Annotated in this window: 15 protein-coding genes; 5 read left to right on the plus strand and 10 right to left on the minus strand. The window is 39.6% G+C overall.

Annotated features, from left to right (window positions below; translation table 11 throughout):
• Positions 1-24: 24 nt before the first annotated feature.
• A complete protein-coding gene (locus tag PQO03_RS03785) occupies positions 25-585 on the plus strand; it encodes an RNA polymerase sigma factor (protein WP_274151240.1) in 561 nt (186 codons plus the stop codon).
• 124 nt (positions 586-709) lie between these two features.
• A complete protein-coding gene (locus PQO03_RS03790) occupies positions 710-883 on the plus strand; it encodes a hypothetical protein (protein WP_274151242.1) in 174 nt (57 codons plus the stop codon).
• A gap of 54 nt (positions 884-937) precedes the next feature.
• Here the strand turns inward: PQO03_RS03790 and PQO03_RS03795 are convergent, their stop codons facing one another.
• Positions 938-2890, minus strand: a complete 1953-nt coding sequence (locus tag PQO03_RS03795; protein ID WP_274151243.1) for a DUF455 family protein — start codon at positions 2888-2890, stop codon at positions 938-940.
• A 79-nt stretch (positions 2891-2969) separates the two neighbouring features.
• Between PQO03_RS03795 and clpS the strand changes: the two genes are divergently transcribed.
• Genes clpS through PQO03_RS03810 form a run of 3 tightly spaced genes read left to right on the plus strand, consistent with a single transcriptional unit; the run spans position 2970 to position 6911 of the window.
• Positions 2970-3281 (plus strand): ATP-dependent Clp protease adapter ClpS, encoded by a 312-nt coding sequence (clpS, locus tag PQO03_RS03800; RefSeq protein WP_274151245.1) that lies wholly within the window; start codon positions 2970-2972, stop codon positions 3279-3281.
• Between the two features lie 58 nt (positions 3282-3339).
• On the plus strand, positions 3340-5604 hold the full coding sequence (clpA, locus tag PQO03_RS03805; RefSeq protein ID WP_274151247.1) for an ATP-dependent Clp protease ATP-binding subunit ClpA: 2265 nt from the start codon (positions 3340-3342) through the stop codon (positions 5602-5604).
• A 5-nt stretch (positions 5605-5609) separates the two neighbouring features.
• The gene (locus PQO03_RS03810; RefSeq protein WP_274151249.1) at positions 5610-6911 is read left to right on the plus strand and encodes an MATE family efflux transporter; all 1302 of its coding nucleotides are present in this window, start codon (positions 5610-5612) and stop codon (positions 6909-6911) included.
• Here the strand turns inward: PQO03_RS03810 and PQO03_RS03815 are convergent.
• From PQO03_RS03815 to proB, 9 genes are all read right to left on the minus strand, one after another.
• The gene (locus PQO03_RS03815) at positions 6888-7322 is read right to left on the minus strand and encodes a 6-pyruvoyl trahydropterin synthase family protein (RefSeq protein ID WP_274151251.1); all 435 of its coding nucleotides are present in this window, start codon (positions 7320-7322) and stop codon (positions 6888-6890) included. The two genes, PQO03_RS03810 and PQO03_RS03815, sit on opposite strands and share 24 nt — an antisense overlap.
• A 2-nt stretch (positions 7323-7324) precedes the next feature.
• Positions 7325-7996 (minus strand): GTP cyclohydrolase I FolE, encoded by a 672-nt coding sequence (gene folE / locus PQO03_RS03820; RefSeq protein ID WP_274151253.1) that lies wholly within the window; start codon positions 7994-7996, stop codon positions 7325-7327.
• Between the two features lie 82 nt (positions 7997-8078).
• On the minus strand, positions 8079-8846 hold the full coding sequence (locus tag PQO03_RS03825) for a TatD family hydrolase (protein WP_274151255.1): 768 nt from the start codon (positions 8844-8846) through the stop codon (positions 8079-8081).
• The gene (locus PQO03_RS03830; RefSeq protein ID WP_274151257.1) at positions 8846-9421 is read right to left on the minus strand and encodes a nitroreductase family protein; all 576 of its coding nucleotides are present in this window, start codon (positions 9419-9421) and stop codon (positions 8846-8848) included. Before PQO03_RS03830 ends, PQO03_RS03825 begins: the two co-directional genes overlap by 1 nt.
• 2 nt (positions 9422-9423) lie before the next feature.
• Complete coding sequence (locus tag PQO03_RS03835; RefSeq protein ID WP_274151259.1) at positions 9424-10344, minus strand: CdaR family protein; 921 nt, start codon at positions 10342-10344, stop codon at positions 9424-9426.
• The gene (gene cdaA, locus PQO03_RS03840; protein ID WP_274151261.1) at positions 10334-11188 is read right to left on the minus strand and encodes a diadenylate cyclase CdaA; all 855 of its coding nucleotides are present in this window, start codon (positions 11186-11188) and stop codon (positions 10334-10336) included. Before cdaA ends, PQO03_RS03835 begins: the two co-directional genes overlap by 11 nt.
• A 147-nt stretch (positions 11189-11335) precedes the next feature.
• Complete coding sequence (locus tag PQO03_RS03845) at positions 11336-12079, minus strand: TlyA family RNA methyltransferase (protein WP_274151263.1); 744 nt, start codon at positions 12077-12079, stop codon at positions 11336-11338.
• Positions 12079-13335 (minus strand): glutamate-5-semialdehyde dehydrogenase, encoded by a 1257-nt coding sequence (locus tag PQO03_RS03850; protein WP_274151264.1) that lies wholly within the window; start codon positions 13333-13335, stop codon positions 12079-12081. The genes PQO03_RS03845 and PQO03_RS03850 overlap by 1 nt, the downstream gene beginning before the upstream one ends.
• Before the next feature lie 2 nt (positions 13336-13337).
• Positions 13338-14480: a glutamate 5-kinase gene (gene proB / locus PQO03_RS03855; protein ID WP_274151266.1), complete on the minus strand. Its 1143-nt coding sequence runs from the start codon at positions 14478-14480 to the stop codon at positions 13338-13340.
• Between the last annotated feature and the right edge of the window lie 63 nt (positions 14481-14543).

A 14543-nucleotide genomic window follows, 5' to 3' on the forward strand; every position in this document is an offset into this window, starting at 1 on the left:
GATCCTTATAAAACAAGGGAAAGTTTGATTGAAAGAATTCAGAATGAAAATACGACGGCGAGCACTTGGGAAGATTTTTCCGATGCGTACCGACGTTTTATCTACATTGCTCTTCGCAATAATGGTTTGAATCACCATGATTGCGAAGAAGTTGTTCAGCGTGTTATGATCAAAGTATGGGAAAAAATTGCCCGCTTTAAATACAATCCAGGAAGAGGGAAATTTAGGTATTGGTTGTATCGCGTTTCTAGAAACGAAATGATTGACTTTGTCCGTGCTCAGCAGGCTTATGAAAAGAGAAATGCCGCTTTATTAGAACTTAGTCCAGAGATTGAAGAATCAGATCTTCGTAAAGCAGTGGATAACGAATGGCGCAACTATATCGCGAATATGGCTCTAGAGCGTATAAAAGGTGAGTTTAAATCACATACAATAGAAAGTTTTTTGATGCACAGTAAAGGCATTGCTCCAGAGGAAATTGCTCAGCAACTTGGGATGACGGTTAATAGTGTTTATTTATCTAAGCGCCGAATTCTCGAACGTTTAAAAGAAGAAGTACGTCGTTTAGAGCATGAGCTGGGTTAAGCCTTTTCTGAAAAATTAATAAAAATAATCTATTTAAGTCAGTAAAAGCCTTATTTAAGATAGAAAATTTACTAAATCTTAGTAAAATAATAAACCTAACATTATAAACAACAAGGAAGACCTTATGAACGTTGACCAACACCTTAAAGTAGCTCAGTGGCACATGGAACAAGCAAGATTACACGCAACACAAGATCATGCATGTGGTTGCCCAATTTCTGACGAGTACAGCAGAATTATTGACATCATCGAAGATGGTCTCGAGATTGCTGAAGAAGTTACTTGCGACCTTAAGTAAGTTTAAACTTATTTGGTTCTAAAAAGCTCGGTTTATACCGGGCTTTTTTATTGCTTATATGATTTTGAAATGAGCAAAAAACTGTTGCGCATCAGGTGTGAGTATAATATCGGCAGCCTTTATTTTGCCTTGGGGATTCATTTGAGATGTGTTGCTCACTAAAGAGCTTTCAGTTTTGTTAATAATAGATAAGCGGCTAATAGAAGATCCCTGGCAGGCACGATTGAGTTCGAGCGCAATTCTACCCATTGTGATACGTGGATTTAGTTCACAGATGGGACGGAAGTAAAGAGTCTCAAATTCTTTCCAAATGAATCCATCGAGTGCAAATGGCCCAGAGAAATCCATTTCAATCATTTCTTTAGCCCAGAGTTGAGCCACTTTATCAAAACCTTCTTTGATGCAGTTACCTCCATTGGCAAATACGAATTTCTTCAGTTCTTTTGACCAGTGCTGATGAAAGGGCCCGCATATATTTGCGGTATTCGCAAAGGCTTGGGTTTCAATTTGTGTGAGGCCGTAGAATTTAAGTTTTCCATTAGCTAAAAGCTCGTATTGAGCGGAGAAATCAGCCAGTCTTTCTCGATGAGCTTCAGCTAAAATCCCCCCTTGACGTTTTATATTGCCGTTGATCCAATTGAGATCATCATTTTGAAGGTTTTTTAGTGAGACCCTACGGCAGCCTCTTCCTGTTGTGGCTAAGGGAGCTTTCAATAAAATGTCTGAAGAAAGATTGGATTCGAGAAGCGATTCAATGGTTTTAAAAAAGCTTGCAGGCTTTAAATCAAAGAAATCGTTCTCTGATATGAGCTGCCTATATATTTCTGCCTGGAATTTTTTTGAGTATAAGTTTTTCCAAGGCTCTTGCCAAAGCGTTTGTTTGAAGCTAGTGGATTGAAGTTTTGTGATCGCAGTAGTCTTTTTTTCTGCCACAGGACTTTTTCCCCAAGCTTTAATGAAGCCAGGCTTATGCTTTTTAAGCAGTTGAGGTATTTGCTGGAAGTCAAAATTCTCGGGTAAAGGGAATTTTAACTTATAAAAACGTTCAAGAGTACTGAGTGATATTTTTTTGTTGCTAAGTAAAATATCATCTTTTTTACATAGAGATATAAGCAAGGGGCAAAGATCGTCTTCCGCTATGGTATTGTTTTTTCGAGGAGATATTTTATGAGACTCAAGCTCAGCTCCAGGGTTGAATGTCCATATATTAGGACTTCTTCCTTTGCTGCTATTATGAAGCTTAAATTGTAGGATAGTCGCTTCGTCCATTTGGGCGCTAAGGCGGCCGCTCATATCAAAGTATTTATTTGATTTAGCTCGACTCGGATCAAGAGCCGTAGGTAAATGTCGAAGGTAATAGTCCCAGAAACTGCTGTCCTTATTCCATTTATTCATCCAGTCGACACCAAATTGGACATGACGGATTTCATCTTCATAAACAAGCTTCAGGATATCGGCAGTTTTTTTGTCTCCTGCTTGAGTAAATAATGTCTTGTAGTAGCAGGTGAAATCTAAGTTAGCTTGCTCAAGCGTAAGGCTCATTCCCGCAAGGTAGGCTTGAGGTGTTTCAACTTTGGAAAGACAATCCCAAAAGAAACTACTTAGTGGGAGGTCACCTGCTTGACAAGATAATTCTTTGAGCCGATTGAGATATAATCGGCAATGCTTTTGTTCGTCAATAAGAGTTTGGACTAAGCCACGTTGGAATTCTTCGGGTACTGAATTTGAGAATTTAATGAGCGCATGCGCCATGAGTTCAATAGCGACTAATTCATGATTCATAAACATGAGCAAGAGCAGGCCGCGGTCACGGTCAGAATTTAGTTCGCCCAATTGCAGTTTTTTACTGTCTTTTTTACCAAATGAATAAGCATCGGAACGCTCAGGTGCACTTTTTAAAGATAAATTCTCCTTGAGCGGAGAATAATCAATTTTACCTGGATGTCGTAGTTTATCTTCGATATGAGGTGATTCGAGAATGTTCTGAGCAAAATGATATAAATTCATGATTTTTGGTATCGTAAAAAATTAGTCAAAAGAGTAAACGCCTTCATATTATATTAATTGTAAAAATTGTGAAGTGGATATGTCAGAAAAAATTTCAATTGAGGGCGACACAGCTCTGTTAGAAAAGCGCAAAGTAAAACGACCGAGCTTATTTAAAGTGATTTTACACAATGATGATTATACTCCCATGGATTTTGTCGTCATGCTCATTAAAGGTGTTTTTCATAAAACAGATGATGAGGCCGTACAAATTATGTTAACTGTACATGTGAAAGGTAAAGCTATTTGTGGTGTTTACCCCAAGGATGTTGCAGAGAACAAAGTGGACAAAGCTATGAACATGTCAAAAAAAGAAGGTCACCCCTTGCTTTGTACTATGCAAAAGGAATAAAAATTCGTTTTTCGGATTTTTGGAAGATATTTTAGCTTAAGAAAAACTAGAGAGAAAAATGTATAGTAAAGAATTTCAAATCACATTTATGTTGGCCTTTAAAACAGCTCAACAGTACCATCACGAATTTGTGTTGCCAGAACACATCCTTTTTGCTCTGATTCACGACCCTGAATCGCGTAATGTTTTAGAAGTTTGCGGTGCCGATATCAATCGTTTAAGAGCGGATCTATTAGAGTACTTTGAGAACGAATTACCTGACCTTCCCGATGAAGAAGATTACCTGCCAGATGAATCACTTGCACTTCAGCGAGTGATCAAACGCGCGTCGGATCATGCCATCAGTTCTGAGATTGATAAGATTAGTGGAGTTCACATTCTAGTCGCACTCTTCAGTGAAGAGGATTCTCATGCGGTTTTCTTTCTTCAAAATCAAGATATTGATCGCTATGATATAGTGAGCTACCTCTCTCATGGAGCCGAAGCTGAAGAAGAAGGCGACTTGATGTATGATGACGATGACGAGGAAGATGATTTTGAGGATATCTTTGGTGAATCGGAATCGTCAAAAGGCAGTATGCTCGATCGTTATACAGTGAATTTAACTGAAAGAGCTAAAAATGGCGAATTAGATAATATTATTGGTCGTAAAAGTGAACTTAAGCGCGTGGTTCAAACTCTTTGTCGACGCCGTAAGAATAATCCGATTTTAGTGGGTGAGCCTGGTGTAGGTAAAACTGCGGTTGTAGAAGGCTTAGCTTTGTTAATTGCTTTGGGAAAAGTACCTGAACGTTTGCTCAATGCGCAAATTTTTGCTTTAGATTTAGGATCTCTTGTAGCGGGAACTAAATTTCGTGGTGATTTTGAAGAGCGTTTAAAAAACTTAGTCAGTGATTTAAAAGCTCGACCTGGAGCCATATTATTTATTGATGAACTTCATACTATTGTAGGTGCAGGTTCTACTAGTGGAGGCACAATGGATGCTTCAAATCTTTTGAAGCCTGCTTTATCAAGTGGTGAAATTCGCTGTGTGGGTGCAACTACTTATGGTGAATATAAAAATCATATTTTAAAAGATCGTGCTTTAGCAAGACGTTTCCAGAAAATAGATGTGAAGGAACCTAGTGTAAAGGAAACCGTGTCTATTCTCAAGGGCATCAAGTCTTATTATGAAAAGCATCACGAAGTTCAATACCCTTTAAGTGCTTTGCAGTCGGCTGCAGAGTTAGCTAACCGTTTCATTAATGATCGTTTCTTACCCGATAAAGCGATAGACGTCTTAGATGAAGCAGGCGCCTCACTAGCGTTACTTCCCCCTTCACAAAAGCGCAAGACTGTGAATAAAGCGGTTATTGAAGAAGTGATTGCGGCCATGGCAATGATTCCATCCGCGAAAATTAATTCTAATGATAAGCATAAATTACTGACCTTAGCAGATGATCTTAAAAAAGTAGTTTATGGTCAGGAAAAAGCAGTTGAAGCCGTAGTGAAAGCCGTTAAAACAGCTCGTTCTGGTTTAGGAGATGAAGAAAAACCCTATGGTTCATTCTTGTTTACCGGACCTACTGGTGTTGGTAAAACTGAATTGGCAAAACAATTATCTAATTTACTGGGTGTGAAATTTTTACGCTTTGATATGAGTGAATACAGCGAGAAACACAGTATATCCAGACTTATTGGTTCTCCTCCAGGTTATGTCGGTTTTGAGCAGGGTGGATTACTCACTGAAGCGGTTACGAAAAATCCTTATAGTGTGGTTCTCTTAGATGAAATAGAGAAAGCACATCAAGAGATTTATAATATCTTACTTCAAGTAATGGATCACGGTAAATTGACTGATAATAATGGTCACGAAGCAGATTTTCGTAATGTGATTATTATCATGACTTCAAATATTGGTGCTCGAGAAGCATCCGCTAAAATGATAGGTTTTGAAAATATTGAAAACCTCAATGCGAGTGATACGGCAGTTGAAAAATACTTTTCACCAGAATTTCGCAATAGACTTGATGGCATAGTGAGGTTCAATCCACTAACGCAAGAACTCATGCTCAAGGTAGTCGATAAGTTCCTTTCAGATTTGGAGCTCAAGCTACGAGCGAAAAAAATGCGTCTCAAAGTGAGTAGTCGTGCAAGAAAATGGTTAGCTCATAAGGGTTTTGATCCTGTTATGGGTGCCCGACCTTTGACCCGACTCATTGATAATAAAATAAAGCATCAATTAACTGACCTTATTTTAGAAGAGAAGCTGTCGGAAGGGCATGAAGTCTTTGTGGACTATGTAGAAAATAAAATGACTCTCAAGGTTAGTGCTTTAGCTTAATTGAAATGTCTTTAAATCGAGATTTTCTAAAGTTAGCCATCCCTAATGTACTCAGTAATCTTGCGGTTCCTGCCTTAAGTATTACTGATACAGCACTGATGGGGCATATGCCCGATCCTGTAATGTTAGGCGCGGTAGCCATCTCGGCGCAGGTGTTTACTTGTTTATATTGGAGTTTTGGTTTTTTACGAATGGGGACCACGGGCTTGACGGCTCAGGCTCATGGTAAGAAAAGTGGTGAGGAACTGGTCTTTTTACGAGCACTATTGAGTGCGGTGATTTTATCATCACTTATCCTGCTCTTTCAGGTTCCTCTGGCGCGATTAGCTTTTTCAATTCTGGATTTGGATTCAGATTTACTGCATCATGCAAAAACGTATTTTGATATTAGGATTTTTGCGGCCCCGGCAACTTTAATGCTCTATGTGTTTCACGGCTGGTTTTTGGGGATGCAGAATTCTTGGTTCCCCTTATTGCTCGCTTATCTAGGGAACATTATCAATATATGTGTGAGTATATATTTAGTGCGCTATAAAAATATGGATGTGGCGGGAGTCGCTTGGGGAACTTTGATAGCTCAGTATATGACTTTATTATTGAGTATAATACTCGCTCGAAAATATTTTAAATCGTGGCCGAAAATTCAATGGGAGGAAGTTTTTCGTTGGCAGGAGCTCAAAGTTTTTTTAAGCTTGAATCGTGATCTTTTCATACGGACGGGATTTTTGCTTGCCGTGGTATCATCTTTTACTTTTATTAGCGAACGCTTTGGAAGTTTAACTCTAGGGGCCAATGCAATTTTATTGAGTTTAGCGACATGCTTAGCTTATATGGTAGACGGTTATGCCTTCGCCGCTGAAAGTCTTTGCGGGAAACTATTTGGGCAAAAAAATGTGGAGGGCTTAAAGAAGCTTCTTAGCTTATCTTTTAATTGGAGCATTATCAGTGGACTCACTTTTCTGCTGATTTTTTATTTATTTGATGAACAAATTTTAAGCGTGTTTACATCTCAAAAAGATGTAATTATGGAAGCGAAAAAATATTATCCATGGTTGTTATTAGCTTGTGTTCTAAATCCTATAGCCTTCATTATAGATGGGATATTTATAGGTTTAGCGAAGGCCGCAATTATGCGGCGCGTGATGATTGGCTGTGCTTTGTTTGTCTATTTGCCAAGTCTTTATATTTTTTGGTCTTTTGATAATCACGGTCTTTGGTTATCAATGAGCTTGTTCATGCTCATGAGAAGTCTCTACATGAGCTATGAACTGAAGAAGATGAAATTAACCTCGGAAGTAAATCGCTGAGTTCTTCTCGTTTTCCTTAGATTCGACAGAGAAAATTCTTACACGACCATTTGTTTGCTCTTGTACCCATGGATCAACATAATCAAATATATACTTGGCAGAGCCTTCCATTCCAATATTTGGTAAGACGCGCAAACGACAAAGTCCTTTTTTGTCCATGTCTACGAAAAAAGCCATTTCAGGGTCATCTTCGTTGATAAGCAGAGTGTGATCAAACTTATCTTCAAGCCAAGCTTTAATGTGTTTTAAACCACCAAAATCCATAACCCAGCATTTGTCATCTAGGGAATCTGATTCAAAAACAAAGTGGACGGAGCGATCGTAGCCATGTACGAGCTGACAGTCACCATCATCGCGCCATTGTCTATGAGCACAGGGGAGGTGGAAGAAGCTTTTAGTTGAACGATACATAATTAGTTCTTGTTGATCTGTGAAAAGAATTCAGCGCGTGTAGCTACGCTACGTTTAAATTGTCCACCAATCTTTGAGGTATAAGTTTTTGAGCTAGCATCTTGGACTCCACGTGATTTCACACAGTAATGAGTGGCGTTGATAACAACGGCAACATCTTGTGTGTCTAAGATATAACATAAGGTGTGGAAGATTTGATGAGTCAAACGTTCTTGAACCTGTGGACGGCGACTGAAGTAATCAACGATACGGTTGATCTTACTCAGGCCAATAACTTTTTTGTTTGGAATATAAGAGACGTGAGCAAAACCATCGATAACAACAAAATGATGTTCGCAATTCGACATGACTTTTATGTCTGAAACAGTGACCATTTCATCGTAGGCCATTTTATTCTCGATGGTAGTACACTTAGGGAAATTATTGGGATCAAGACCCCAGAAAACTTCGTTGACATACATTTTTGCGACTCGACTGGGGCTATCTATAAGGCTATCATCGCGTAGGTCGAGTCCGAGTGTTTCCATAATCTCACTAAAAAGAGATTCGATTTTTTGGATTTTCTGCTTAGAATCTAAATTGTTTTTTACAAGAGGAGTCGATTGACCCTTACTTGACAAGTAGGCTTCTACTTCATGGCCAAGGCTTGTATCTGTTTTGCTAGTATCCAACATACTAAATTCCTGATTTATTTTAATTATATTTAATATGTGTTCAAAATCAATGTTTTCAAAAAATAAGTCGAAAATTAACTTATTACTTTTTTGAACTCAATTTAAATATATTCTTAGCATTTTGACTGGTGAGTTCGCTTAAGTCTTCTGGGCTCATATTCAGTAAATCGGCAACTTTATCTCTAACGTGGACAACGTATGCGGGTTGATTGCGCTTGCCTCGCATGGGTACAGGTGCGAGATAAGGCGAGTCAGTTTCAATAAGTATGCGATCTTTGGGGACTTTGCTTAAACTTTTTCGAAGTGATTCGGCATTTTTAAAGGTAACGATTCCTGAATAGGATATATAGCCACCTGCATCAATGAATTCACTCACCCATTTTTCATCTCCAGTATAGCAATGAAGGATAAAGTCCTGTTTGTTCTGAAGGGTGTTTTTTAGGCAAGAAAGTGTTTCAGGAAAAGCTTCTCTACTATGAATAATAGCAGGCTTTGCAAGTTCTACTGACTTCTCTAGGAAGGTTTCAAAAATCTCTAGCTGTTTATTTTGTATCTCTTTATCTTTGTCGTAGTAGAAATCTAAACCAATTTCTCCGACCGCAACATTATTTGAGTCTTGGTAATATTTATCAAAGTCTGTGATATTGCCTTTGAAGTCTTTTACGTAAAGAGGATGAACTCCTGCAGAGAAATACATATTATCGAATTTTTGTGCAGTAGTCAGGGCTCGGTCGCATGACTCTGGATCACAGCCAATTAAGGTCATGTTGTTAACGCCAGCGGCGCGTGCAGCTAAATATATCTCTTCCGGGTTATCCTCCGGATCGAGGTGGAAGTGGGTGTCAAACATTATTCAATCCAGCTAGTTATTTGTGAGGCTCTAAGTTTAGGAATTTGAATGATGCGTGAATCTGTCGGGTTTTCAATATGTGTGGGTAGAGTTTCTGCATTATAAGCAACGGAACTTTCGGCGGCGGAGCCAATTGCAAATACGGCGAGGATTTGATGATTATGTGGGAGTTCAAATAGTCGCGTTAGTTCAGTCTTATCAAATTGAGTGATAAAGCACATGGATAACTTTTCAGTCATGGCCGCTAAGGACATATTTTGAAAGGCGGCACCAAGATCAGCAAAGTGAGAAGGGGAGTCGCCTTCGGGGCCAATACAGATTATATAAGCAGGAGCAGAGGCAGGATTTTCTTGATTCATAGAATCATCAATATTGCTAGCCAGAGAAATGAAATCACTAATAACAAGACTCTTTACTTTGTTGAGACAAACTAAGTAACGCAAGACTTGCCTATTGGCAATGGAATGAGCGAATCTAGCAGCTTCCATTATGGGTAAAACTTGCTCTCTCTCAGGTGATTGAGCAAGGAATTTTCTGGCACTGCGACGTCTATTTATGGCGTTGATTAATTCCATATTTATTTTTTCCAAGGATTCGAAATATATTCAGGCATTACAGATTGAAGGTGAACGCTATCGTAGGGGCACCAAAAATGTACTTTGAGTTTGTCTTCTTCTCCGTATTCAATGAAAAATTTCATTTCATTTGCTTGGATCTTTTCTAGAATAGTAGGAGGTCCACTAATGACAGCATCCACAAAGGGAAGTGGGGTGGATGAATGTACGCCTTGGCTCATCATGGAGAGTGCTTGACGACGCATGGGAAGGAGTTTGGAAGCGGTTTCTATATCAACAATGACTTTGACTTTGTCAAATTCAGTTCTAACTCCAGAAGGAATACTAAGTGAAACGGAACTCACAAAAGCTTTATTTCTCGAGCTATCGATTAAGAAAGGTTTAGTTGTTAAATAGTTAATGGATTCAAGACGCTTACTTGGACCGTTAATTAACTTAGTTTTTGGTTCAATATGAGGGGTGTTTATCAGGCGGTATTTATCGGAAAGGGCGTTATTAAAGAGTAAACGTACAGGGACTTCTTTTTCCTGCATTTCATCAACTTCTACAATGATAGTTTCACTCACAATATTTTCTATTTGAGTGATGCCCGGGATAGTTATGTCATCTCTAGTTAATAAGAGTTTTAAAGATCCCGAACGAACCCCCTCGGGGATAACTAGTCGTACCGAGATGTCTTTACTCTTCAGCGATTGGAGTATTTTTGCAGGGCCACGTAAAATGATGTTGGCAGTAGGGCGATTTGTTTTTGATATGATAATATTGCTATTAGGATTAATCAGCTCAATCGGGATGCCTGAAAAGGTTTGAACTTCACTGATTCTTTGATTGACAATAAACCAGATAAGCAAAGCGAAAAACATCGCAATGAGTTTGCGCTGAAAGTCCTTGGTGAAAAATTTTATAATCAAGTTAGACTTCATCTTGATTGTCCTCCGATTGACTAACAGCTTTTTTGAAGCGTTCTACATTGTCAGAGACACTGAAATTCTTATTTTCTTTAGAATTGAGCAGGAAGTTATTCAAATGTCGTAAAAGTCTTTGTTCATCGACGCCACGGGCAAGGCGCCCTCTGTATGAAATAGATATTCCACCTGTTTCTTCCGAAACAATAATGCAGATACAATCAGTTTCTTCTGTTACACCAACACCAGCACGATGCCTACTTCCCAAGCTTTTTATAATGCCGTCGTCTTGGGAGAGAGGGAAGAAGCAAGCGGAGGCATTGATTTTATCGCCAGAAATAATCACTCCACCATCGTGTAGAGGTGTGTTTGGATAGAAAATTGTACATAACAATTCACGACTTAATTCTGAGTTGATTTGAACACCAGACTCAGCTAAAAAACGCATGCCAATATTTCTTTCAATAGCAATGAGTGCACCGATTTTTCGTTCAGCTAAATAATGAGCGCTTTCATTCAGTATTTGAATGACTTCTTTGGTTTTTGCCTGGTTATTATTGCGGAGGCGCCCTTTGCCAAGTTCAGCAAATGCACGACGTATTTCAGGTTGAAAAATAACGATAGCTAAGAATGCGACTAATGTGGAGATCTGTGCCGTTATCCAGCCTAATACAGCAAGGTCTAGAACGGATGAGATTAACCATGAGATGAGGAAGATGAAGGCCGCGCCGGCTAAGATAGGAGCCGCACGAGTTCCTTTGATAAAAAGTAATACCGTGTAAATAACAACAGAAAGCAGGGCGATTTCAAAGCCCATCTTTATGCTAATTATCCACAAATTTATATCAAATAGAAAGTCCATTGTCCACTCAGTAAGCTAATCAAATATATTCTTTACCCATGTAAGAAAATTCAAGATTTGTCTTTAAAGTGAAGTTCTTGTCTAGGAAAGGATTAAAAATTATTAAAACTTAGCTCAAGTAAAGAAGAAAAGCTATTCATTTTATCTTTATGGAGCTTGAAAAACAGCTAAAAATTCAACATTTCCTTTGGGACCTGCCAAAGGGGAGTCGATTTGTTCTAAAAGCTCCCAATTGAGGGTGTCTTGACAGAATGTACAGACTTGGCTTAAAGCTTGTTGTCTTAGGGCTTCATCACGAACGACTCCGTCGCCCACTAAGTCTTTTCTTAACTCAAATTGAGGCTTTACTAAAATGAATGCTAAAGCTTTACTTTTAAGACGACTGGCGGCAGCGGAAAGTATTTTTGTGACAGAAATAAAAGAAACGTCACAGGTCATCAAATCTACGAGTTCGGGGATTTCTTTGTCAGTGATATTTTTTGCATTAAAGTTTTCACGGCAGACAACTCGTTCATCACTACGTATTTTATAATGAAGTTGGTTGGTTCCTGAGTCAATGGTGTACACTTTTTTGACGCCAAATTGGAGCATGAGATCAGTGAAACCACCGGTGGAAGCCCCGACATCCATAGCGACTTGATTACTGAGGTCTGGAGCAAATTTTCGGAGAGATTTTTTGAGTTTGAAAGCACCACGACTCACATAAGGAGAGGGGCGATCGACACTCATTTCGGAATCTATGGGATAAGTTTCGGTTGTTTTTCTAACGATGTGATCAGGGCGTGAACGTACTAAGCCTAGTAGGATCAACTTTTTTGCTTCTTCAGTTGATTCTACTAAACCTTGCTCAATCAGTAGTTGATCAGCCCGTTTTTTCTTGATCTTTGGCATTAGCCTTTAAGCTGACCACTACCATTAATGATGTACTTATAGGTAGTTAGCTCTTCTAAGCCCATAGGGCCACGAGCATGAAGTTTATCAGTACTTATACCTATTTCTGCGCCCATGCCGAATTCAGCGCCATCAGTGAAGCGAGTGGATGAATTTGAATAGACCGCAGCTGAATCGATTTCCATTTGAAAACGACGACATGATTCTTTGTTGGTACTCACAATAGATTCACTATGGCCAGAGCTGTATTCATTAATATAATCAATGGCTTCATCGAGAGAATCCACAACGGTAGCTGAAATTATATAGTCAAGGAATTCCTCTCCGCGGTCAGATTCTTGTAAAATCGTGGATTCTGGTGCATAACGACGGAATGGCTCATCTGCGCGAACTTCGCAATTCGCTTCGTGTAATGCTTTGTAAACTTTAGGAATGAACTCAGCGGCAATAGCAGAATGGACAATGACCGCTTCAGCAGAGTTACAGACGCTGGGTCTTTGGCATTTAGCATTGACGACGATTTTTTCAGCGAGTTCTAGGTCAGCGTCTTTATCGACATAAATATGGCAGACACCTTTATAATTCTTGATAACTGGAATTGTGCTCTCGCGCATCACGGCTTCAATGAGGCCTTCTCCGCCACGAGGAATAATTAAGTGGATATATTTATTGAGCTTGAGCATGATATTTACAGCTTCACGATCCGTCCAAGGGATGACTTGCATAAAGTGTTCCGGTAAACCGTTCTCGATCCCTGCGTCATAAAGAACTTTCGCAATGGCCTTGCTTGAGTTCAGAGCTTCACGGCCACCGCGCAAAATAGATGCATTACCCGATTTAAGGCATAAGCCTGCGGCATCTGCAGTTACATTTGGGCGGGCTTCGAAAATGATGCCAATGACACCAATCGGAACTTTGATCTTTTCAATAACTAAGCCATTAGGACGATGAAAAGTTGATTCGTTTCTTCCCACGGGATCAGTGAGTGAAGCGACGCCAATTAGGCCTTTGGCGATATCTTTTATTCGTTCAGGTGTGAGGGTGAGTCGATCGAGTAAAGATTCGCTCATGTCCGCATCGCGACCATTCTGCAAATCTATTTCATTAGCTTTTAAAATTTCTTCAGTTTGCTTTTCGAGTGCACCACCCATGGCTTCTAAAGCACGGTTTTTCACGCGGCAACTGAGTATGGAGAGAGCGAGTGACGCTTTTTTAGCACGTTTGCCCATGATCTCTAGTTCTGCTTGGTAATTCATTCTTAGGTCTCCTCTTTTAAAATCACTAAATTGTCTCGATGAATGGCTTCGGCATAATTTGCGCTGCCACCGAGTAGCTCATCAATGTCAGATGATTGATGACCCTTTATTATATTTAAATCTAAGTTGCTGTAATTACTTTGGCCACGAGCAATGATGTCGCCTTGTGGATTGAGAATGTCGACAATGTCACCTTTTTCAAAAGTCCCACAAACACTAATGAGCCCACCAGGCAAGAGGCTTTTTCCGCGATAGCAAAGTGCTTTCTCGGCACCTAGGTCAACGCCAAGACTTCCTTGTGTTTCCGGAAAGAAACCCAACCATCGTTTTAAGGATGACATTTTATCTAGGCTAGCGGGAAATAAAGTGCCTATATCATCACCATGAGCTAATCGATCGAGGGCAGAAAAATCTTGTCCATCAATAATCCATAAACTTTCACCCACTTGGTTTAGTATAGTCGCAGCATTGAGTTTGGTGTGCATACCTCCAGTAGAGAGTTGGTTGCCATCGGTATCTCCCGCGAGTGAACGAATATCATCATTCATGTCATTAACGATGGAAATTCTTTTGTCGGGTTGTCCTGATGAATCAAGTGTATGTAAGCCATTAATGGAAGTCATTAATACAGTGAGATCTGATTTTGACATGATGCCAACAAGTGCGGCAAGTTCATCATTTTCCCCAAAACGAATTTCTTTTACACTGAGTGAGTCGTTCTCATTAATAATAGGCATGACGCCCTTTCTGAGCATTGTATTTAAGCAATTGCTCAGATTTAAATGGCGGTGGCGGTCCCTTACGTCATCAGCTAGTAAAAGTAATTGAGCGCAATGGAAGCCGCGCTTAACGCATGCTTGTTCGTAATAGCTCATAAGTCGACTTTGGCCTGCAGCCGCGCAAACCTGTAGTTCTGGTAGATGTTTTGGTCTCTGTTCCATTCCCAGTAAACTCATTCCTGAGGCAATGGCCCCTGAGCTGACGAGGATGATTTCCTTCCCTTTTTGACGTAGTTTATATAAGGCTTCGACGAGTTCTTCGATTCGTTGAGCCGAAGGTACTCCCTGATCATCGACCAGTAGACGACTGCCTACTTTGACAACAATTCTTTGGGATGAGGTGAATACTTTTTTTCTAGGTGTCATATATCATCCTAAATTTAACTGGAACTTATCAAAGGGCGCAAATATAGTGGAGTTCTTAAAAAA

Origin of the sequence: Lentisphaera profundi, from assembly GCF_028728065.1 — a bacterium.
Lineage (GTDB): Bacteria > Verrucomicrobiota > Lentisphaeria > Lentisphaerales > Lentisphaeraceae > Lentisphaera > Lentisphaera profundi.

Excerpts from the sequence above, each read along its gene's own strand:
- PQO03_RS03790 (WP_274151242.1), top strand. The coding sequence starts at position 710 with ATGAACGTTGACCAACACCTTAAAGTAGCTCAGTGGCACATGGAACAA.
- PQO03_RS03795 (WP_274151243.1), bottom strand. The coding sequence starts at position 2,890 with ATGAATTTATATCATTTTGCTCAGAACATTCTCGAATCACCTCATATC.
- clpS (WP_274151245.1), top strand. The coding sequence starts at position 2,970 with ATGTCAGAAAAAATTTCAATTGAGGGCGACACAGCTCTGTTAGAAAAG.
- clpA (WP_274151247.1), top strand. The coding sequence starts at position 3,340 with ATGTATAGTAAAGAATTTCAAATCACATTTATGTTGGCCTTTAAAACA.
- PQO03_RS03810 (WP_274151249.1), top strand. The coding sequence starts at position 5,610 with ATGTCTTTAAATCGAGATTTTCTAAAGTTAGCCATCCCTAATGTACTC.
- PQO03_RS03815 (WP_274151251.1), bottom strand. The coding sequence starts at position 7,322 with ATGTATCGTTCAACTAAAAGCTTCTTCCACCTCCCCTGTGCTCATAGA.
- folE (WP_274151253.1), bottom strand. The coding sequence starts at position 7,996 with ATGTTGGATACTAGCAAAACAGATACAAGCCTTGGCCATGAAGTAGAA.
- PQO03_RS03825 (WP_274151255.1), bottom strand. The coding sequence starts at position 8,846 with ATGTTTGACACCCACTTCCACCTCGATCCGGAGGATAACCCGGAAGAG.
- PQO03_RS03830 (WP_274151257.1), bottom strand. The coding sequence starts at position 9,421 with ATGGAATTAATCAACGCCATAAATAGACGTCGCAGTGCCAGAAAATTC.
- PQO03_RS03835 (WP_274151259.1), bottom strand. The coding sequence starts at position 10,344 with ATGAAGTCTAACTTGATTATAAAATTTTTCACCAAGGACTTTCAGCGC.
- cdaA (WP_274151261.1), bottom strand. The coding sequence starts at position 11,188 with ATGGACTTTCTATTTGATATAAATTTGTGGATAATTAGCATAAAGATG.
- PQO03_RS03845 (WP_274151263.1), bottom strand. The coding sequence starts at position 12,079 with ATGCCAAAGATCAAGAAAAAACGGGCTGATCAACTACTGATTGAGCAA.
- PQO03_RS03850 (WP_274151264.1), bottom strand. The coding sequence starts at position 13,335 with ATGAATTACCAAGCAGAACTAGAGATCATGGGCAAACGTGCTAAAAAA.
- proB (WP_274151266.1), bottom strand. The coding sequence starts at position 14,480 with ATGACACCTAGAAAAAAAGTATTCACCTCATCCCAAAGAATTGTTGTC.